Consider the following 20461-nt stretch of genomic DNA (forward strand, 5'->3'; position numbering starts at 1 on the left):
GGTTCGCGGGAACCGTCCGAATCAGGGAGAGACGATGCCGAGCAAGGAATCCGAAGCGGTCCGCAGGCACTGGGTGACGGCACGCCGGGGCATGGTGGAGCCGGACGCGGTGCAGGTCGACGAGGAGGCGTGGGGTGATCTGACCGCGGAGCCGCGGGAGGTGGACTACGTCGAGGTCGAAGCGGCCGGGTTGCCGGCCATGTGGGTGACCCCGAAGCGGAGTGCGGCGGACCGGGTGCTGCTGTGCATGCACGGTGGCGGGTTCATCAGTGGGTCGATCTACACCCATCGCAAGCTCTTCGGGCACCTGGCCAAGGCGAGCGGGGCGCGGGCGTTGATCTTCGACTATCGGCTCGCTCCCCAGCACACGCATCCGGCGCAGGTGGACGACGCGACAGCGGTCTACCGATGGCTGCTGGATCAGGGGCTCCGTGGCGAGCAGGTGGTGTTCACCGGGGACTCGGCGGGTGGCGGGCTGTCGATCAGCACCCAGTTGCGGGCGCGGGATCAGGGGTTGCCGCTACCGGCCGGGGCGATGCCGTTCTCGCCCTGGGTGGACATGGCGGCCGACGGCGAGACCTATGACAGCAACCGGGACCGGGATCCGTTCTTCCACCGGGAATCGGTGCGCCGGTTCGCCGGGATGTTCCTCGGACCGGGCGGCGACCCGCGGGACCCGCTGGCCAGCCCGGTGCACGCGGACCTGGCCGGGCTCGGGCCGATCTACATTCAGGTGGGCGGGGACGAGACCCTGCTGGGTGACGCGCAGCGGCTCGCCGCGCGGGCCCGGGACAGTGGTGTGGACGTACGGATGGATGTTTTTCCGGGCATGCTGCACACCTTTCAGATGGCGGCGGGCCGGGCGCCGGAGGCGGACGACGCGATCCGGCGGATGGCCGCATGGGTGGGAGCGCGGTGGTGATGACGGAAGCGGTCGACGAGTTCAGCGTCAGCACCGGGCCGTTCCGGCGGGAGCTGCTGGCGCACTGCTATCGGATGCTCGGTTCGGTGGACGAGGCCGAGGACGTCGTGCAGGAGACCTATCTGCGGGCGTGGAAGTCGTTCGGCGGTTTCGAGGGCCGCTCGTCGGTGCGTGTGTGGCTGTACCGGATCGCGACCAACGTCTGCCTGACCGCGATCCGGCAGCGGGGACGGCGGGCGGTGGTGGAGCCGATTCCGGACGAGATCGTGACACCCGAGGCCGCGGACCCGGCGACGGTCGTCGCCGGCCGGGAGAGTCTGCGGCTCGCGCTGATCGTCGGCCTGCAATGCCTGCCGCCGCGGCAACGGGCCGTGCTGATCCTGCGGGAGGTCCTCGGCTTTCCCGCCGGTGAGGTGGCGGACATGCTGGACACGACGGTCGCGGCGGTGAAGAGCAGCCTGCAACGGGCGCGGGCCCGCTTGGAGGCGACGGTCCCGCGGCCTGAGGCGTGGTGCGAGCCGGACGATCCGCGAGCGCGGGAGCTGCTCGATCAGTACGTCGCCGGGTTCGAGCGGGCGGACATCGCGGCGTTGGAGCGGGCGCTGCGCACCGACGCGGCGATCGAGCTGGCCGGGACGGGCACCTGGTTCTCCGGGCGGGAGGCCTGCCTGCGGTTCCTGACCGGGGTGATCGGGTCGCCGGGTGACTGGCGGATGATCCCGACGGTCGCGAACGGACAGCCGGCGGCGGCCGCGTATCGCGACGGCAAGGCCTTCGGGCTCGGGGTTCTGACGGTGAGCGGCGCCGGGATCGCCCGCATCCTGGTCTTCGACGGCGGCGCCGACCTGGTCGGCCGGTTCGGCCTCCCGCCGACGGTGGACGGCTAAGGGCGGCAGTGGCCCGGTTCGCCCTGTGGCGTGTAGTCCGGCATCCCCGGTTGCAGGAAGCGAAGACAGAGTGAGCACCAGCTGCCGACCGGTCCCCGCCACTCCACTCGGCGGATGACCTCGGGGAGCTGCTGACCGGACCGCGCGAAGCAGCGCACCGCCCAGCTGTCCTCGCCCTCCGGCCAGCCGTTCAGCGTGAGGTGCACGGCGAAATCCTCGTCGGACCACCACAGGTCGGCGGGGCCGGTGGCCTCCGGGACCGGCGGGATCCCGATCACGCCGATCTGCGGGATCACCCCGGTGCCGGTCGTCTGGGCGAACGTGGCGTGCGGCCACCCGGCGACCTCGGCCAGCAGTGCGTGCTTCTCCAGCCGCTGCTCCAGGCTGCGGTCGATCACGCGGTCCGGCCACTCCCCCGGGCCCATGATCGTCCGTCCGTCGAGGAGCACGGCGAGGCCCCAGGTCCAGGAACCGTCGACGATCGCCGGCATCGTCCAGCCATGCTCGGGAGTCCACGCGAAGTACGCCTCGCCGTCGAGCCCGTATTCCATCTCGGCCCCGCGCGGCCCCAGCCGGTAGGTGAGCCCGCCGTACCGCTCCTCGAACGCGATGGCTGCCGCGATCAGTTCCTCCGGCACGACGGGAAGCGGACCGTCCGGTCCGTCGGCGCTCGCCAACCGCCGGATCTGCGCTGCGGACGTCCGCACCCCACGCTCGCCGTAGGCTGCCAGGAACCGTGCGACGCGCGGGGTCATTCGAAGAACTTCAGACTGAACCCGGTGTCGGTCGCCGGCCCGGGAACGTTCGCCCGGGAGTACGTGGTGTTGCCCCACCAGCAGAACGTGCCGGTGTACCAGTAGCGGTTCGCCCACGTGTACGGCGTGCCCTTCGGGACCGCGTGGTACATCAGCGGGAAGCGCGGGCCGGCCGGCGGGCTGGTCGCGATGTCGCCGTTGAGCAGCACGAAGCTGTGGTGGCCGGGCCCGTTGGCGTACAGCGTCGGGTCCCAGCCCGCCAGCCATCATGGTCGCCCGGTTCGAGCCGAACAGGCAGCCGTTCGACTTGTACCAGTCCCACACGTACGCCGGATCCCCGCCCGCACGCAGCCGCAGCTCGCCGAGGCAGTACTGGTCGCTCCAGCTGCCGTTCGCGGAGTACACGATGTGCAGCCGGCCGTCCGGGTCTCGGATCGCCTCCGGAGCCTCGTTGATGTACGGGTTCCCGACCACCCGCTCCCAGCTCTCCCGCGGCTGCGAGATCACGTAACGCGCGCCGGTGACCGTGGCCGGGCCGGTCATCCGGGCGATGTACAGGTTCTGTTCGACGTTGGTGGTGCCGGCCCAGCCGGACCAGACGAACCACCGCTGCCCGTTGAAGACGACCATCGTGCCGTCGATGGCCCAGCGGTCGTCGGGCAGCGCGATCCGGGTCGCGCCGGTGTAGCCGGAGTCCGCGGTGGCCGAACTGATCACGTACATCCGATGGGCCGCGCCGCGCCCGGCGGTGAAGTAGATGTAGAACCGCCCGCCGTCGTAGTGGATCTCCGGGGCCCAGACCTCGCCGAGGTCGCCGGTGTCCGACCAGACCGTGCGGGCGGCCGCGGTGGCCAGTCCGCCGGTCGAGGAGGCCTGCCGCACCGCGATGCCGCGGTCGCCCACCGACTGGACGCCGACGTAGGTGCCGCCGACCCGCAGCACGCTCGGGTCGCTGGCACGCAGGCTGGTCTGGGCCGCTCGGGCCGGAGCGGCCGGCAGGAGGGCGAGAAGGCACGCGGCAGCGGCCAGTTTCCGGAGCACGGCGCCCTCCACAGATTGACGGACTTCTTTGTTGAGGTTTGTTGACAGTAGAGCGAACGCGTGCGAAGAATCAAGCCGAGAGCGCTCTCTTCAACATCCCCCGACGTGAAGGACGTTCCATGCCCCGTCCGCTCCCAGCAACCCTCCTCGCCGGCGCGATGGTCCTCGCCGGCCTCACCGTCACGTCACCGGCAGCCGCCACGCCCCCTGCCGGACCGGACGCCGCCGCGCGTGCCGCCGGACCGGATGCCGGCATGCTCGCTGCGATGCGCCGCGACCTGCACCTCACCGACGACCAGATCGCCCAGCGGCTCACCACCGAGGCGGCCGCCCCGGTGATCGAAAAGCGCCTGCGCGCCAAGCTCGGCAAGCGCTTCGCCGGCGCCTGGATCCCGGCCGGCGCCACCCGCCTCACGGTCGCGGTCACCAGCCGGGCCGACGCCGCCGAGGTGCGAGCCGAAGGCGCCGTACCCACCGTCGTCAGCCGCGGCGAGAGCGACCTGGCCGCCGCCCGCGCCACACTCGACCAGCACAGCGCCCAGGCGCCCGACGCGATCCGCGGCTGGTATGTCGACACCATCGCCAACCGCCTGGTGATCACCGCCGAACCGGGCGCCGAGGCGACCGCGCGCGCCTTCGCCGCCGCCTCCGGCGCCGGGCCGGTCACCGTCCGGACCGCCGAGGAACAACCACGACCGATGTACGACACGCGGGGCGGCGACCAGTACGTGATCAACGGCAACGTGCTCTGCTCGATCGGCTTCCCGGTCGCCGGCGGCTTCGTCACGGCCGGTCACTGCGGCGGCGCCGGGAGCACCACGCTCGGCTTCAACAACCAGGCGCAGGGCACCTTCGCCGGCTCGTCGTTCCCGGGCAACGACTACGCCTGGGTGCGGACCAACGGCAACTGGGTCTCGCAGCCCTGGGTGAACAACTACGCCGGCGGGAACGTGCTGGTCGCCGGCTCGCAGGAGGCCGCGATCGGCAGCTCGATCTGCCGGTCCGGGCGCACCACCGGCTGGCGCTGCGGCACCCTGCTCGGCAAGAACGAGACGATCAATTACGCCCAGGGTGCGGTCTCCGGCCTGAGCCGCAGCAACGCCTGCGCCGAGCCGGGCGACTCCGGCGGCTCGTGGATCTCCGGGAACCAGGCACAGGGCGTCACCTCCGGCGGCACCGGGAACTGCTCCAGCGGCGGCACCATGTGGTTCCAGCCGGTCACCGAGATCCTCCAGGTCTACGGCCTGTCCCTGACCACCACCGGCGGCGGCTCCGCCCTGGTCAGCAACTGGAACAACCTGTGCATCGACGTCCCGAACAGCAACTTCTCCGACGGCGTGCAGGTGCAGACGTGGGGCTGCAACGGCACCGGCGCGCAGAAGTGGGAGGCGACCGGGGGCGCGCTGCGCACCGGCAACAACATGTGCCTCGACGTCCCGTGGGGCTCGACGGCCAACGGGGCGATCATCCAGATCGCGACGTGCAGCGGGAATCCGGCACAGCAGTGGGTGCTCAGCGCGGCCGGCGACCTGGTGAACCCGCAGGCCAACAAGTGCCTCGACATCAAGGACTGGGTGAACGGCAACGGCGCGAAGCTGCAGCTGTGGGACTGCGCCGGCACCGCCAACCAGAAGTGGCGCCGCGGCTGAATTCAGATCAAAATCCGATTTTGGTACGACCGGAGCCGGCTGCTCTCGCCGGCTCCGGTGGTGACATGGTCAGCCGGTTACCGCGGCGGTGCGCACGTCACAGTTGCCGCCCCGCTCGGCGCGCCGCACCGTGCTGCCGGCGCACACCCGCACGTCCGGCTCGGCACCGCCCCAGAGCAGCTCGGCGGTGGCGCTGAAGTTGGTCTTGCCCGGGCCGCACAAGCTGGCCACCGTGCGCCAGACGATGCCGTCGGCCGGACCGTTGCCGGCGATCTGGACGACGCCGCACCGGCTGCGGCTGTTCACCGCCAGGGTGCCCTGGACCCGGACCGGCGGGACGGGCCGCTCGGGGAAGCTCATCATGCGGTCATAGGTGCCGTATGCCGAGGCGGGGCCGGCGGCCAGCTCGAAGGTGTTGTCCGCGGCGACCGCCGGCGAGGCCGCGGTGAGAATCAGGCCGAGGCCCGCGAGGGCGCCGAGAGCGATATTCTTCATCGTTACTCCAGAATTGTTCATCGGTTGGTCGAAAAATGGCATGCGGCGGCCGCCCCACCCGAAAGGCGCGGCTCCGGCCGGCACAACGAAATGGCGCCCGGCGCGACATGCGCCGGAACGCGGAAAAGGTCAGCGCACGTAGAGCGTGTAGCTCGGCGCGAAGCCGGTCTGGCACCGGAAGGACACCCACACGCGGCGGGCGACGCCGTCCGCACCGACCTGGCGGCACTCGGCCTGCGCGTCGGCGACCTCGTTGAAGGCGGCGGTGTAGACCAGCTTCTCGCTGGACCGCGGCGTGGTCCGCGGGGTGAACGTGACGGTCAGGTCGTCACCGGCGAAACCGCTGCGCACGGTGGGTGAGCGCCACAGCCCGGCGGCCGCCCCGGCGTCGCCGATGACCGCGGCGCGGCCGAACCCGTAGGTGCCGAGCATCTCCGTGCTGCGGGCGGGAGCGGCCTGGGCCGCGGCGGGAGCGAGCACGGCGGTCACGGTCGCGGCGAGAGCGGCGACATGAATCTTACGCATTTTTTAACGTTCCTTTGCGAACAGCCCGGGGATCTTCCCGTGGCATGACACGTCCGCCGGAAGATTTTTTCTCCCGGCGAGACGAAACCATATCAGCATTCCAAAGGAGACAGACAAGGGAGACACATGTGGACGCCGTCACACCCACCCAATAACTATTAGTACTCAATTAACGATTGTTAAGTCGCCTGCCCCTGCACTCGCCTCGGCGAAACTCCCACCACCCCCCAGTCACCGCAAAACGCCGCCGGTGAGGAGGCAAGCGATTCTCCGACGCCCGCGGGGTGTGCGGGCGGCGGAGAATCGCCTGCCTCCTCACCGGTTACAAGGCGTTTTGCCGCGGAGCGAAGCGAAGCCAGCAAGCTCAGTGCCGCGGAGCGAAGCGGAGCCAGCAAGCTCAGTGCCGCGGGGCGAAGCGGAGCCAGCCAGCTCAGTGCCGGTCAGCTCAGCAAGGGTCTCCGGGCAGTAGGCGGGTCCGGCCCCGCTGCGGAACGTTCCCGCGCCGGATGGCAGCCGGGTCGTGTGCGCCTCGCCGGCAAAGGTCCAGCGCAGTTCCAGATGCCAGGTGGCGATGCCGGCCGGTGGGTCCACGAAGACCTCGAACTGGATCGGATCGTCCTCGGCGACCGTGTAGGGGAAGCCCTTGGTCCGGTGCTGCGGCACGGTCATGATCGGCCGGCGGACGTCGCGCAAGGTGAGACCGAAATCCTGGATGTCGAGATGGGCGCCGCACCCGCCGCCGGTCGGCACGATCCGGACGGCGCGCGGGGCCGGCTCCCAGCCGTCGACGACGGCACGCAGGTCGCGCAGGATCGCGCGGCCCTGGCGCAGACTCTCCACGGTGAACACGACGGTGCCGGCGGTGGGGGTCGCTCCGTGCGCCGCAAACCAGGCGTCCGACTCGTCGGGGCCGAAGAGTGCCACCGGGGGTGCCGGATCACCACGCAGGTCGCGCAGGCCGCCGCGGGCGACGTACTGGGACCGCAGACAGGACGCGTCCCCGGCGCCGGTGCCCTGCACCGAGACACGCAGCGCGTCGCCGGGCGCCGCACTGATGCCGGCCGGGGACGGCTGTGTCTGCTCCCGGACCTCACCGAAGCCGTCGGCGACCGCGCTGACGAGCGTGCCGAGCGCGCTGACCGCGGCGACGATCAGACCGGCGGCGACCCAGAACTGTGTCGGACGGCGATGACGGGGATCGGGCACGGTTCTCCTCAACTGATGCGAAAGCCGCGGACGACGCCGCCCTGCTCGGCCAGCAACCATGGGCCGGCGACGCTGAACCCGTCGCCCTCGAGGTCCCACAGCGGGCGACCGGTGTCGTCCAGCGCGTACAGATGTGAATCGGTGGTCTCGAACTGGTCCACCGTGATCTGCCGGGTCGTCATGACGTGCACGAGGGTCGTGCCGGTGCGCGGGTCGGCGATCGGGTACTCGTCGGTGCCCGGCCACTCCGGCGACTGCCACAGCGTCTGCCCGGTGCGGGCCCGCACCGCAGCGAGTGACACGGTGGCCTTGCCCGCGGTGAACGGCGAATGCCGGCGGAAGAAGAGGCGGTCGTCCGGCTGCCCGGTGGCCCGCGTGAAGTAACCCCGGCCGGATCCGGCCTCCTGCCAGAGCAGGGTGCCGTCGTCACGGTCGTGCACGGTCGCCTTGTCGTGGTCGTCGACCACCACGACCTCGCCGATCGGGAGGAACTCCGGGTACGTGTCGGGCGGGATCCGCACCGGCGCCGGGCCGATGGCGGTGATCGCCGGCCGGGCCCAGTCGACGGAGTACCAGCGGCCGGTGAAGCTGTCGACCAGCCGGGTGTCCGCGAACCAGACCGGGGAGCAGCCGGTCAGCAGTGCCGGCACCGCGGTGACCGTGCCGTCGGCGAGACTGTATCGGACCAGGTGACCACCACTCATCCCGAGCAGCCAGGGACGCGCCGGGACGGTGCAGATCAGTTCCTTCGCGGGCCCGTCCTGCCACACCACCCGGCCGGTCGCCGGGTCCATCCCCCACAGGCCCAGCGTCCCGTTGCCCGCCTCGGCGTTGATGACGATCAGGCAGCGGTCGGCGGCCACGGCGACCGGCAGCGCGCCGGCCGGGAACCGCTCGGTCCACCGGGTCCGGCCGGTGCGCAGGTCCACCGCGTGCAGGACGGGCCGGCGACCGTAGACCCCGGTCACCGTGAGCGCCACGTCGCCGACGACCTTCACCCACGAGTCGTCGTCCATCCCGATGGTCACCGGGCCCGGTTCGGCCGGGTACCGCCATCGCCAGCGGACGGCGAGCGTGTCCGGGTCGAGTCCGACCAGCCACTGCGGGTTCGGGCCGGCCCGCAGCGGCACACCGACGTCGAGCAGGACGACGTCCTCGGTGAGTGTCGCGCTCAGGATCGGGCCGAACCGGCCGGGCAGGCGCACCGGAGCGGGAAGTCGCCGCACCGCGCGGCCGGTGCCCGCGTCGGCGGGAGCGCACGGGTCGACGAAGACCGGCGCGCTCGCGGCCGGCACGGCCTGGCGTGCGGCGACCCCGAATCCGCTCGCCAGCAGCACACCGGCAGCGGCCAGCGCGGCCCAGTACCGTCCGTTCATGCTCGTCTCCACCCGCTCGTCCGTCGCGGGTTAGAGGAATATCGCGTGCCCCGGAATGATCGCCAAACGGCCGGTCTCCTACGGGGCCGTCCGAACGGTCAGAAGTCGGGTTCAGGTGCGGGTGTGATCGCCGTCGATCAGGCGCGGGCCGTGGATCTCGTGGTGCAGCCGCTGCATGCGTTCGTCGAGCCGGGCGGCGTCCTCGGCGGCGGCGGCCAGCTCGGCGCGCAGGGCGGCGGGCACGTCGGCGTCGTGCTTGTAGTAGATCTTGTGTTCGAGGCTCGCCCAGAAGTCCATCGCGACGGTGCGCAGCTGGACCTCGACCGGGACCGCGACGACCTGGTCGGACAGGAAGACCGGGATCTCCACGATCAGGTGCAGGCTGCGATATCCGTTCGCCTTCGGCTGGGCGATGTAGTCCTTGGTGACCACCAGGTGCACGTCCGGCTGCCGGGTGAGCATCCGGGCCACGGTGTAGACGTCCGGCACGAAACCGCAGACGATCCGGATCCCGGCGATGTCGCGGATCCGGGTCCGCAGGTCGTCGACGTGCAGCGGGCAGTTGAGCCGGCGCGCTTTCGCGGTGATGCTGCCGAGGGACTTGAGGCGGGGCGTGACGTGCTCGATCGGGTTACCGCGGCCGCGGTGCGCGAGCTCCTCGGCCAGGATGTTGATCTTCGTTTCGATCTCGGCGAGTCCGAATTTGTACACCATCAGGAACTTGTTCAACTCGGCCATCGCCCCGTGCAGCACCTCGGGCTCGGGGTGATGGGCGAAACCCAATGTGCCGAACGGCCCGCCGGCCGGCTGCACCCGGGCGACTTGGCGGTCACCCGCGCCGAGGTCTCCCGCGCGGGGATGCTCGGTGGTCACGTCCGTCTCTCCTCGGTGCATCCGGTGGCTCCTCCACCGTTATCGGCACGTCCGCGAGGCACAGTAGCGGACTGCCGCTCGGCTTTCCGCGTTGCCCGGCGCGCTTCGACCGTACGGGAAATTTCTGGGAATTAGCCGCAAGCTGACCGCCTGCCGTGCCCGGCGGCCGTGCCGATGTTGACAGTCATCGATCGAGACGGTGGGGTGGATCTCACGTCCTTCGATGCCCAGGAGGCTTGATGTCACCCCGACTCCGTGGGGCGGCCACCGCCGCCGCACTCGTCCTGGGGCTCTCGTTCGCCGCGACACCGGCGAACGCGGAACCCGCCGCCGACCCCGCACCAGCCATCTCGCTCAGCTCCGGCGAGCATGCGCTGATCCGGTTCCGGCTGCCCGATCAGGCAACGCTCGACCGGCTCGTCGCCGACGGCGCCGACCTGGCCGCGCGACCGAGGACCGACACGGGCGCGGTCCTCGCCGACCTGGTGGTCGACGACGCGCAACTCGCCGCGCTGGCCAAGAGCGGGGCGGTGCCGGTCCAGCTGATCCAGACCGAGGCCGACGCCGCCGCCCGGAAACCGTCCCGTGCGCGCCTGGCCGCCGCGGCCGACACGCTCACTTTCCTCCAGGCCTACTGGTGGACCACCGGGGGCCGCACGTTCCTCCAGACCGAGGTCGCCACCACCGCGACCGACGACCCGGACGTCGAGATCACCGTCACCTGGACGACCGCCGACGGGTCCACCGGCAGTTATCCGCTGGTCCGGTTCGAGGACTCCGGCGAATACCAGTATCACTATGCGCTGCCGCAGCCGTTGCCGGCCAAGCCGGTGCAGGTCACCGCGACCTCCAGCCTCGGCGGGAAGTCCCGCGTGGTCACCCCGGCGGTCTGGCCGGGCGCGACTCCGCCGCCCGCGCCGGCCGGGTACCAGAAGGACTTCGTGTCGGCATACATGACGCCGACCGACATCGCCGCGCGGATCAAGCGGCTCGCCCGGCAGTACCCGAAGCTGGTCGACGTGATCAACCTGCCGAACAAGACGCAGGGGTACCGGCGGACCGCGGTCGCCTATCTGGGTGACCCGAACGCGGCGGCGGTCGTGGTCGAGTCGGTGAAGTTCGGCGACCAGGGGTTCAACGGGGTGCAGGTGCGCACGGTCGACCCGGGGGCGAGGAACCGGCCGCTGTCCGCGTCGTACGCCGATCGGGTCCTGACCGTCAAGCTGGCCACCGACGACGCCGGCAAGACGATCAGCACCACCGACGACGTCGCCAACTTCATCACCGCCAAGTACCCGCAGAAGTTCCGGGCCACCGTGGAGGCCGGGTCGGCCGGGCTGCCGATGCCGGTGGTCGCGCCGGTGCGGCTCGACGACGGGCTCAAGGGCACCGAGGTGTCCAAGAAGCCGTGGACCGTGCAGGCGCTGCGGATCGGCAAGGTGCGCGACGGGTCGAAGATCGGGGTGCTGGCGTACTCCCAGGAGCACGCCCGGGAGTGGGCGACGCCGCTGGTGACGCTGGAGTTCGCGGAGCGGCTGCTGGCGAACTACGCGACCGACCCGGCCACCCGGGACCTGGTCGACAACGTGGACGTGTTCATCATCCCGACGGTCAACCCGGACGGGGCGAACTACTCGTTCAACGACTTCAACTTCCAGCGCAAGAACCTGGTCAACCACTGCACCGGCGCCAACCGGGACCCGCGGTACCGGAACCAGTGGGGTGTCGACGTGAACCGGAACTACACGGTCGGGTCGTTCTTCGACGGGTACGTGGGTGGCAGCGCCAACTGCCTGTCCACGGTGTACTCCGGGACCGGCGAGCTGTCCGAGGCGGAGAGCGGCAACGTGATCGCGCTGGCCTCGGCGCACTCGAACATCAAGTTCGCGATGAACGTGCACTCGTACGGCGGGTACTTCATGTGGCCGCCCGGGTCGTACAAGGCGCAGGGGCGGGTCACGCTGCCCCGGCCGTCGATCGACGAGTCGAAGTTCTTCCTGGACAGCGCGCGCCGGATCGTCGGGGCGATCGCGTCCGAGCGGGGGACGGTGACCTGGCCGGCGTACACCGGTCCGGTCGCGGACGTGCTCTACTCGGCCGCGGGGAACTCGGCCGACCAGCTCTACTACGAGCTGGGCATCGACGCCTGGGACTTCGAGGTCGGCAACGACCGGTGGAACGAGGCCACCCAGGAGTGGGAGGGCATGGGCTTCCAGCCGCCGTTCGACGAGGCGCACGCCGAGTCCCAGGAGTACGCGGGCGGGCTGGTCGAACTGGTCCGCGTCGCCAAGCAGGCCCAGGACGCCTCGGTGGTCACGCTCCGCTGACCCTCGCTTTTCCGGAAGCCCCGGCCGATCCGCCGGGGCTTCTGGCATCCACCCGCTGGAGGGATCGATCTCCCTCTCGGAGGGGATCGAAACGCGTCACGCATCGTCGAACGTAGTTCCCAGGAGGCCGCGACCAGGCGGCCGGAAGGGAACGACGATGCGCAAGACAGTGGGATGGGTGGCCGTGGCGGCCGCGGTGCTGATGGCCGGGGCGGCGGCGCCGGCCGGGGCGACCGAGCGGGGGCCCGCGCGGGTGACCGGCTGGGCGGAGTTCGAGCTGCCGTTCGGGGCGGACGCCGATGTGCGCTCGTTCGAGTTCGATGCCCGGTCGGCGCCGTGGAGCCGGCCGATCCCGGCCGAGGGCGGCGAGCACGGCTCGCCGGCGGATGCCACCGGCACCGTGCGCGTCGCGCACTACCTGGCCTCGGAGAAGGTCACCGTCCGGTGGGAGGCCGCGGTCGACTGCCTGATGACCAGCCCGGGGCACGCCACGGTGACCGCGATCGTCACCCGCGCCGACGACTACGCGAAGAGCCTGCTCGGCACGCGGGTCGGGTTCAGCGTGCAGGACGGCGGGCGGGGCCGGGACCGGGTCGGCTTCACCTGGGACGCGACCTTCGACCAGAACGAGGCCGGCGAGTGGGGCCCGTCCCGGATCGGGCCGTGCCTGTCCACCGCCGCGTTCGGCACGGTGACACGCGGTGACTTCCGGATCCGGCATGCCGAGTTGACGCCGCCTCCGAGTCGGTAGGACGTGGCAGCCCGCCCGGCGCTCGCGCAGCGGTCCGGGGGCCGGCGGGCGTCGCGCCGAGGGTGGGCGGGGCTCGGCGGCGGGGTGGTGCGGGGGCGGGAGGGGCTGGGCGTACCGGAGAAGGATCCGAGGGGAAGCGGACCGGAACGGGCGGATGGTCCTGTTTTGTCAAAACGGACGGTAACTGAATGACAACGTTTTGGTCACGGTTCCGGCAGGGAACATGGGGGCAGATGCCAGCGCAGCCATCGCTACACGGCTCGCCGCCTCGGCCGGAAGGAGCCCGTGATGTCGCTCAGCTGGCCGTGGGCCCTCGTCGCTCTCCTGGTCGTCCCGATGCTGCTCACGGCGCGCTGGTGGTTCGGGCGGCGGCGTAAGCGGGCCGCGCTGACCGTCTCCAGCCTGGCGCTGATCCGGGCCGCGGTTCCCGGCCGGACGGCGTGGCGGCGGCGGATCCCGGCGGCGCTCTTTCTGATCGGGCTGCTGGTCCTGGGCACCAGCCTGGCCCGGCCGCAGACCACCGTCGCGGTGCCGCGGGCCGACACCTCGATCCTGCTCGCGGTGGACGTCTCCGGGTCGATGTGCTCGACCGACGTCAAACCGAACCGGCTGGCCGCGGCCGGTGACGCGGCGCGTGACTTCATCCTGCGCAGCGACGGGGATACCCGGATCGGGCTGATCGCGTTCTCCGGGACCGCGGCGGTGCTGGTCGCGCCGACCACCGACAAGCGGGAGCTGATGAGCGCCGTCGCCGACCTGAAGACCGCGCTCGGCACCGCGATCGGGCAGGCGATCCTGACCTCGATCGACGCGATCGCCGAGTACAACCCGCACGTCGCGCAGACCGGGGTGGAGCTGGTCTCGGCGACGACGGCGGCGGCGGAGTACGAGCCGGACACCATCGTGGTGCTCACCGACGGGTCGAACACGACCGGGGTCGATCCGGTTCTCGCGGCTCAGGAGGCGGCGGCCCGGCACATCCGGGTGTTCACCATCGGGTTCGGCACGACCACGCCGGGCCCGATGGTGTGCAGCGCCGGGCAGGTCGGCGCGGGATCGTTCAGCGGTGGGCCGGATCCGGGCGGCGCGGCGTCGGCGGGGCCGTTCATGGAGATCGACGAGAAGTCGCTGAACCAGGTCGCGTCGGCCACCGGTGGGCGGTACTTCCGGGCCGAGGACGCCGGGCGGCTGCACGACGTGCTCGCCGGGCTGCCGCGCGAGATCGGCCTGCACGAGCAGCGGGTCGAGGCCACGGTCTGGTTCGTGCTGACCGGGACGCTGCTGGTGGTCAGTGGTGTGGCGCTCGCCCTGTGGTGGAGTCGCCCGCGAGCGGGGTAGCGACCGCGGCCATCCCGTTGCCGCCCGCGGTGATCGTCACCGGATCCGCTTCGGCCGGCCGTCAGCGCCAGTGCAGGGTCTCCGACGGCGGGATCCCGTAGGCGCTGCGATACCGGGCGGCGAACGTGCTGTGGCTGGCGAACCCCCAGCGCATGGCGACGGCCGACACCGTCGTCACGCCCGGATCGCTGTCGACCAGCTCCCGGTGTGCCCGTTCCATCCGGATCTGCCGCAGGTACGCGGTCGGCGTCGTGTCGAGATGCCGCCGGAACGCCAGCTGTACCGAGCGCAGCGTCACCCGGGCCGCGACCGCGATGTCCAGCGGGGTGATGTCCCGCTCCGCGTTCTGCTCGATGAACTCCACCGCCCGGCGCAAGGTCGCCGGATGCGCGTCGTGGCGGTCCTCGATGGTCGGCTCGTGCAGCGCCGTGTTCGGGAAGGCGGCCAGGCTGACCACCGCGAGCATCCGGGCGGCGGAGCCGATCACCAGCGGCTCCGCGGCGGCGTCCAGGCCGACCACCGCGTCGAGCACGTAGTCGAAGGTCTTGTTCCAGGTCACCGCGGCCTGGACGGACAGCGGGTGATAGCCGGTGAACCGGACCGGTTGCGGTGTCCGGCTCGGCGCGGTGGCGGCCACCTGGGAGAACAGCTCGGGTGGGAAGCGGGCGAACTCCCCCTCGTAGCCGTCGACCCGGGCGTGCAGGCCACGGTCCGGCTGGGCGCCCACGAACAGCCCGCCGGGCAGGCTGTCGATGACGTCCCGACCGGACCGCTGAGTCACCGAGCCGGCGACCTGCCGGCCGATCGGGATCATGCCGCCCGGTTCGAAGTGGGCGACGAACCGCATCCCGAAAGTGACGTGGTGCAGCTCGACCGCACCGACCTCGGCCTGGGCCAGCCGCATCCGGTGTGTCGGGCTGCCGGCCCGGAGCCGGACCCGGGAGTAGGCGCGTTGCAGCATGTCTCGGGCCTCGTCGAGATCGCTGGTCTCGAAGACTCTGATCACGTCACCTCTCGGCAGCGCAGCGTCCGGCCGGGTGTCCGGCCGTAGGCCGCGCGGTAGTAGCCGGCGAACCGGCCGGGATCGGCGAAACCCCACCGGCGGGCGATCCGTTCGACCGTGTCCCCGCCCGCCAGCAACTCCTGGTGGGCCCGGTCGAGCCGGATGCGGCGCAGGTGGGACAGCGGGGTGCTGCCCAGGTGCCGGCGGAACGCCTCCTGGAGGCTGCGCGGGCCGGTCCCGGCCACGGTGGCGATCCGGGTGACGGTCAGCGGCTGGTCCGCGTGCGTCTCCATGAACTCCACGGCGCGCCGGACCACCGCCGGTTCGGCCCGGCCCGGGCCGGGCACGTACGCGGCGGTCATCGTAGTGTTCGGGAAGACGGTCACCATCGCGGCCACCGCCTGCCGGAGAAACTGCTCGACGACGAGTGGCGGGTGGACGACGTCCGAGGCGGTGAGCTCGCCGGACAGGAACGCGACGGTCCGCGCCCAGAATTTGCGCTTCGCCTCCGACACCGGGCCGCCGAACTGGAATCGCAGGCCGGGAGCCTCGGCCAGCTCCGCCGCCAGCGCCGCGGGGACGGTGAGGAACTGCTGGGCGGTGTGGTGATGGTCCGCGCCGAACGGTAACCCTTCCGGGTACACCACCCCGTCCTGCGGGCCGCACACCAGCTCACCCTGGGGTGTGCGGGCAATGGACCGCCCCTCGGTGACGACACCGGCCAACAGCGTGGGCATGATCGGCCCGCTGCCCGCGTAGTGCACGCCGGCCAGTCGTATCCGCAGCGCCGACAGGGCGCCGTAACTCACCGCCCGGAAAGTCAGGTCAACGTCGTGGCCGGCCGTCACCGCGACCCGCGCCTCGTGCGGGATCACCTGGTTGACCGCCGTGACCGCGACATCCCGGTCACGAGTGCGGACCTCCACCCGGCGCGGATCCGACACGACGATCACCCGGCACCTCCCCGACCCTCACCAAGGGTGCGCCGCACGGCGACGTGCGGGCAATCCGGCGAGCGCGACGGTTCGCGTACGCGGCAACTCCTACGGGCGAGCTTCGTTTTTTGCGTAGTCCGGGACCGGCGCGATGGCGAAAGTTGCAGGTATAGCCCGACAACCACGGAAAGTTTTCTGAGGCGATGCAGACAACGGTGGAGCGGTGCCTGGAGACCGGCGTGGTCACGGTCCGGTTCGAGGGGGAACTGGACAGGACCACGGCGCCGGAGGTGCGTACCGCCCTGGGCAAGGCGGCCGCCGAGTGCCCGACGGCGGTCCTGGTGGACCTGTCCGCGCTGGAACGGGTGGAACCGGCCAGCTTCAGCGTCTTCGCCACCGCGACGTTCAAGGCCGAGTCGGACTGGGGTGTGCCGCTGCTGCTGTACGCGGCGCGGCCGGACGTCCGCAAGGACCTCGCCACCTACCGCAGCTTCGTGGCCCTGTACGACGATCGGGCGCTGGCGCTGGCCGCGATGCGCGCGTACGTCCCCCGCTGGATCTGCGAGCACCTGGCGCCAGTCCCGGGCAGCGCCGCCGCGGCCCGGGGCGTCGTCGGTGACGCCTGCCTGATGTGGGGGCTGCCGCGGCTGCGGGACCGGGCCCGCCTGATCGTCTCCGAACTGGCCTCCAACGCGATCCTGCACGCCGCCACCGACTTCTCGGTCACCGCCGTGTGCACCGGCCGCTATCTGCGGATCGCCGTTCAGGACCGCAGCTCGCAGATGCCCCTGCGGATGCCGAAGCCGGCCGTCGACCACCCCCAGCCCGGGTGGGGCCTGCGGGTGGTCGAGGCGTCCAGCACTCACTGGGGCGCCCTGCCGCTGACCTCCGGGAAGATCGTCTGGGCGCTGCTCACCACGGGTCGCTGAGCAGGCCGCCGGCCCCGAGCCGGCGCAGCAGCCAGGCGATGTGCGGACGGGCACCGTGAATGCGCAGGGCGCCGCCGCGACCGGTCAGCGCCGTGGCCAGCAGCACGAAGACCCGGACAGTGGCGGCGTCGCAGAAGTCCACGTCGCTCAGGTCGACCACGACCCTGCGGACCGGTTCGACGCTGACCATGCTGTCCAGCTGGGCGCCGAGTGCGGGCGCGGTGGTGCCGTCGAGTTCGCCGGCGAGCCGGATGATCAGCTCGCCGCCACCGGCGGTCAGCGCGGTCACCGGAGTCACCGGCTCGCTGTCGGCCGGGCCGCCGCTCACGAAGGTGTTCATCGGCGCGTCCAGGGCCGGACCGTCGCCCAGACCACCTTGCCCTCGCGGGTGGGCATGGCGCCCCAGAGGGTGGCGGCCGCGTGCACCACGTGCAGCCCGGACCCACGCCGTGGCGGGGCGCCGTCCGGGAGCGCCGGGAAGCCGTCGAGCAATTGGGGCAGGCGCGGGGAGCCGTCACCGACCGCGAGGTGCAGGCCGTCGCCGCGCCGGGAGAGCACCATGGTGATCGGGGTGGCGGCGTGTTCGACGGCGTTGAGTACGAGTTCCGAGGTGACCAGCCGGGCCCGGTCCTGGAGTTCGGACAGCCGCCAGGCGGCACACGCGTTGGTGACCACCGCCCGGGCCGCCGCCGCGGCGCCGTCCTCCGGGGCCAGTTGCATCTCGAGCCGGCTGGTCAGCGGCATCTGCTCGGCCGCCGCGGCTCGCGCCCGCGACATGGTGTGATACATCGGCAGATATCGCTGCGCGCCGAGCCGGTGCAGCCGCCCCGCGAGCGGGCTGTCCTCCGGCACGCACACCATGACCTCGACCGGCGGCCGCATCGGCACGCCCAGCCGCCGGGCCGTCATCCAGGTCGGCACGCTCGCGGCCCGCGGGTCGGCCAGCGCCTGGAGGTCGATCAGCAGGGTGGCGGGGTGCTCGCTCAGGCACTTGCGGACCGCCGTGTGCGTGTCGTGACAGAGGCGGTTCCCCCAGGTGCCGTGCACGGCGAGGGTGAGCACCGAACTGTCCACGTCGAGCCCGACGTCGACTCCGGCGCCCCGGGACGGGTCGTAATGGTCGAAGAGGTAGGGAGGCTCCACATCGATACAACGGCGCCGAGCGGCGGCGGTCGCGGCCCTCACCACGGTCATTCATCATCAGAAAACCACACATAAAAGACATTCCGCTTTTCGTACGCCCGGCAGCGCGGCCGCCATCGCACGCTATGCTGCGGACGGCCGCTACTGGCGAGGGTGGAGCACCACCGGGGACCGGCCGATCGGGACAGTGTGGCGCCGACCGCCTGGGCGCCTCCGGCAGCAGTTCACCTGCGATCGGAGGCGACATGAAGCTTCGCTACGGCATGAACCCGCACCAGCGGCCGGCCACCCTCACCACCGTCGACCCGGCACACCAGCCGTTCCGGTTCGTGCACGGCGAGCCGTCCTACATCAACGTTCTCGACGCCGTCGCCGGCTGGCAGCTCATCCGGGAGGCCGCGACCGCGCTCGGCCGCCCGGCCGCCGCCTCGGTCAAGCACGTCTCCCCCGCCGGCGCCGCGACCTCCGGCCCGCTGGATGCCGTCACGGCCGCCACCTACCAGCTCGATCCGGCCGGCACCGGGCCGCTGACCAGCGCCTACGTCCGTGCCCGGGACGCCGATCCGAAGAGTTCCTACGGTGACTTCCTCGCCGTCTCCGAGCCGGTCGACGCCGAACTGGCCGACCTGCTGCGCCGGGTCGTCGCGGACGGCGTCGTCGCGCCCGGCTTCGAGGAGGGCGTCGTGGCCACCCTGTCGGCGAAGAAGAACGGCGGGTTCCTGGTGGTCGAGGCCGACCCCGGCGTCCGGCCGCCACCGGTCGAGGTCCGGGAGGTGTACGGCCTGCGCCTCACCCAGCCGCGCGACGAGGCCCCGCTGACCCGCGACCTGTTCGCCGGCTCGGAGGACCTGCTCCTCGGGTCGATCACCGCGCGGTACACCCAGTCGAATTCGGTCGTCTATGTCCGCGACGGGATGACCCTGGGGATCGGCGCGGGCCAGCAGTCCCGGATCGACTGCACCCGCATCGCCGGCGACAAGGCCGACACCTGGTGGCTGCGGCGCCACCCCGCCGTCCGGCACGACCGCACCGCCACCCGGGTGCAGGACCGGATCGCCCAGCAGCTCCAGGCCGTCGAGGCGCTGACCGCCGACGAGCGGGCCGCGTGGCTGGGCAGCCTGGACGGGGTCGCGTTCGTGTCCGACGGCGCGCTGCCGTTCGCCGACAACGTCGAGGTGGCCGCCCGGCACGGTGTCCGTCACATCGCCGAGCCGGGTGGTTCGCTGCGCTCAGCGGAGGTCGCCGACGAGTGCCGGAAGCGGGGCATCACCCTGATCCGGACCGGGGTCCGGCTGTTCCGCCACTGACCGGCCTCTCCTGGAAGGCATAGGCACTGATCGGCTGCGGCGGCGGAGCACCGACCACGCCACCCAACCGGCGCCGATGATGAAGCCGAAGCTGATGATCCGGTAGAGCACCACGGTCGCGATCGCGGTGCTGGTGCCGACCCCACCGGCGAGCAGGCCGAGGATCAGCGCGCTGTCGATGACGCCGAGCCCGCCCGGCACGATGGTGATCGTCCCGGCCGCGTAGGCCGCGCAGAACGCCAGCAGCAGCTGGGTGACACTGATCTGCCCGCCGCCGATCGCCCGGAAGCACAGCCACAGGCAGGCGGCGTCGAGCAGCCAGTTCAGCACCGCGTAGGCGCCGGCCGCGGCCGCGTGCCCGGGCGTGAGCCGGGCCGCCCGCAACTGCCGGAGGAAGTCGGCGACGGCGGCCTCCCGGCGCCGGAGCCACGGGACGCGGCCCAGCACGGCACGGGCCGCCCGCTCCACCCGCTCCGGCCGCCGCGCGGCCTGCCGGATCCCCAGCGTGAGCAGCAGGATCAGCCCGCCGAGCAGGGCCAGGCCGGACCAGGCGGGCCGTCCGTCCCCGGCGATCGCGGCGCCCGCGGTCACGGCCGCGAGCGCCGCCGCGGAGAGGATCCCGGACAGCGCGATCGCCCACGAGGCGACGGCCGGCGTGGCCCCGAACCGCCGCATCTGCTGGTAGTTGAACCGGGTGGAGAAGGCCGGCCCACCGGGCAGCGTCTCGTTGAGCGAGTGCGCCGCGTAGGCGAGCGCCGCGTGCCGGTACAGCGGCGCCCGCACCCCGGCCGACCGCAGCAGCCGCCGCTGCATCCGGGCATAGGCGTTCATCGCGCCGATCCCGGCGAGCAGCGCGAGCGCCACCCAGCCGGGCCGCGGCGCCCGCAGCTCGCGGAGCGCCGCAGCCAGCGACGGCCAGGCCAGGACCAGCTCGGCGGCGAACACCGCCGCCAGCAGGAGCACGACAGCCAGCCGGATCCGGCCACGATCAATGCGCAT

19 protein-coding genes and 1 riboswitch are annotated in these 20461 nt (G+C 71.9%); of the genes, 8 read left to right on the top strand and 11 right to left on the bottom strand.

Annotated features, from left to right (window positions below; genetic code table 11):
* Positions 1-34 precede the first annotated feature (34 nt).
* Both Aiant_RS00260 and Aiant_RS00265 read left to right on the top strand, forming a co-directional pair.
* Complete coding sequence (locus tag Aiant_RS00260) at positions 35-922, top strand: alpha/beta hydrolase (protein WP_189334191.1); 888 nt, start codon at positions 35-37, stop codon at positions 920-922.
* Positions 901-1809 carry a sigma-70 family RNA polymerase sigma factor gene (locus Aiant_RS00265; RefSeq protein WP_229830891.1) on the top strand — a complete coding sequence of 303 codons (909 nt, stop codon included), beginning with the start codon at positions 901-903 and terminating at the stop codon, positions 1807-1809. The genes Aiant_RS00260 and Aiant_RS00265 overlap by 22 nt, the downstream gene beginning before the upstream one ends.
* Here Aiant_RS00265 and Aiant_RS45340 read toward each other — a convergent pair.
* Positions 1806-3605, bottom strand: a complete 1800-nt coding sequence (locus Aiant_RS45340; protein WP_229830890.1) for a glycoside hydrolase family 43 protein — start codon at positions 3603-3605, stop codon at positions 1806-1808. The genes Aiant_RS00265 and Aiant_RS45340 overlap by 4 nt on opposite strands.
* Before the next feature lie 119 nt (positions 3606-3724).
* Here Aiant_RS45340 and Aiant_RS00280 point away from each other — a divergent pair, with 119 nt between their 5' ends.
* A complete protein-coding gene (locus tag Aiant_RS00280; protein ID WP_212846874.1) occupies positions 3725-5254 on the top strand; it encodes a ricin-type beta-trefoil lectin domain protein in 1530 nt (509 codons plus the stop codon).
* A gap of 69 nt (positions 5255-5323) precedes the next feature.
* Here the strand turns inward: Aiant_RS00280 and Aiant_RS00285 are convergent, their stop codons facing one another.
* From Aiant_RS00285 to Aiant_RS00305, 5 genes are all read right to left on the bottom strand, one after another.
* Positions 5324-5749, bottom strand: a complete 426-nt coding sequence (locus tag Aiant_RS00285; RefSeq protein WP_189334189.1) for a hypothetical protein — start codon at positions 5747-5749, stop codon at positions 5324-5326.
* 129 nt (positions 5750-5878) lie between these two features.
* The gene (locus tag Aiant_RS00290; protein ID WP_189334188.1) at positions 5879-6274 is read right to left on the bottom strand and encodes a hypothetical protein; all 396 of its coding nucleotides are present in this window, start codon (positions 6272-6274) and stop codon (positions 5879-5881) included.
* 315 nt (positions 6275-6589) lie between these two features.
* Positions 6590-7480 (bottom strand): hypothetical protein, encoded by an 891-nt coding sequence (locus tag Aiant_RS00295; protein ID WP_189334187.1) that lies wholly within the window; start codon positions 7478-7480, stop codon positions 6590-6592.
* Between the two features lie 8 nt (positions 7481-7488).
* Positions 7489-8856, bottom strand: coding sequence for an outer membrane protein assembly factor BamB family protein (locus tag Aiant_RS00300; RefSeq protein ID WP_189334186.1), 1368 nt, complete (start codon positions 8854-8856; stop codon positions 7489-7491).
* Between the two features lie 111 nt (positions 8857-8967).
* A complete protein-coding gene (locus Aiant_RS00305; RefSeq protein ID WP_189334185.1) occupies positions 8968-9750 on the bottom strand; it encodes a GTP pyrophosphokinase in 783 nt (260 codons plus the stop codon).
* Between the two features lie 218 nt (positions 9751-9968).
* Between Aiant_RS00305 and Aiant_RS00310 the strand changes: the two genes are divergently transcribed.
* The 3 genes from Aiant_RS00310 (at position 9969) to Aiant_RS00320 (ending at position 14145) form a co-directional block, all read left to right on the top strand.
* On the top strand, positions 9969-12056 hold the full coding sequence (locus tag Aiant_RS00310) for a M14 family zinc carboxypeptidase (RefSeq protein ID WP_189334184.1): 2088 nt from the start codon (positions 9969-9971) through the stop codon (positions 12054-12056).
* Positions 12057-12213: 157 nt separating this feature from the next.
* On the top strand, positions 12214-12807 hold the full coding sequence (locus Aiant_RS00315) for a hypothetical protein (RefSeq protein WP_189334183.1): 594 nt from the start codon (positions 12214-12216) through the stop codon (positions 12805-12807).
* A gap of 288 nt (positions 12808-13095) precedes the next feature.
* Positions 13096-14145: a VWA domain-containing protein gene (locus Aiant_RS00320; RefSeq protein WP_189334182.1), complete on the top strand. Its 1050-nt coding sequence runs from the start codon at positions 13096-13098 to the stop codon at positions 14143-14145.
* A 61-nt stretch (positions 14146-14206) separates the two neighbouring features.
* Here Aiant_RS00320 and Aiant_RS00325 read toward each other — a convergent pair whose 3' ends face one another.
* Positions 14207-15151, bottom strand: coding sequence for a helix-turn-helix transcriptional regulator (locus Aiant_RS00325; protein ID WP_189334181.1), 945 nt, complete (start codon positions 15149-15151; stop codon positions 14207-14209).
* Positions 15148-16101, bottom strand: a complete 954-nt coding sequence (locus Aiant_RS00330; protein WP_189334180.1) for a helix-turn-helix domain-containing protein — start codon at positions 16099-16101, stop codon at positions 15148-15150. The genes Aiant_RS00325 and Aiant_RS00330 overlap by 4 nt, the downstream gene beginning before the upstream one ends.
* A gap of 185 nt (positions 16102-16286) precedes the next feature.
* Between Aiant_RS00330 and Aiant_RS00335 the strand changes: the two genes are divergently transcribed.
* Positions 16287-17012 (top strand): STAS domain-containing protein, encoded by a 726-nt coding sequence (locus Aiant_RS00335; protein ID WP_189334179.1) that lies wholly within the window; start codon positions 16287-16289, stop codon positions 17010-17012.
* Here Aiant_RS00335 and Aiant_RS00340 read toward each other — a convergent pair.
* A complete protein-coding gene (locus Aiant_RS00340; RefSeq protein ID WP_189334178.1) occupies positions 16996-17352 on the bottom strand; it encodes an STAS domain-containing protein in 357 nt (118 codons plus the stop codon). The genes Aiant_RS00335 and Aiant_RS00340 overlap by 17 nt on opposite strands.
* A complete protein-coding gene (locus tag Aiant_RS00345) occupies positions 17349-18206 on the bottom strand; it encodes an ATP-binding protein (RefSeq protein WP_189334177.1) in 858 nt (285 codons plus the stop codon). Before Aiant_RS00345 ends, Aiant_RS00340 begins: the two co-directional genes overlap by 4 nt.
* Positions 18207-18285: 79 nt before the next feature.
* A riboswitch (ZMP/ZTP riboswitch) is annotated at positions 18286-18371 on the top strand.
* A 29-nt stretch (positions 18372-18400) separates the two neighbouring features.
* Between Aiant_RS00345 and Aiant_RS00350 the strand changes: the two genes are divergently transcribed.
* Positions 18401-19462 carry a 5-aminoimidazole-4-carboxamide ribonucleotide transformylase gene (locus Aiant_RS00350; RefSeq protein ID WP_189334176.1) on the top strand — a complete coding sequence of 354 codons (1062 nt, stop codon included), beginning with the start codon at positions 18401-18403 and terminating at the stop codon, positions 19460-19462.
* Here Aiant_RS00350 and Aiant_RS00355 read toward each other — a convergent pair.
* Positions 19385-20461, bottom strand: coding sequence for a lysylphosphatidylglycerol synthase transmembrane domain-containing protein (locus Aiant_RS00355; protein ID WP_189334175.1), 1077 nt, complete (start codon positions 20459-20461; stop codon positions 19385-19387). The genes Aiant_RS00350 and Aiant_RS00355 overlap by 78 nt on opposite strands.

Source organism: Actinoplanes ianthinogenes (assembly GCF_018324205.1).
GTDB classification, from domain to species: Bacteria; Actinomycetota; Actinomycetes; order Mycobacteriales; family Micromonosporaceae; genus Actinoplanes; species Actinoplanes ianthinogenes.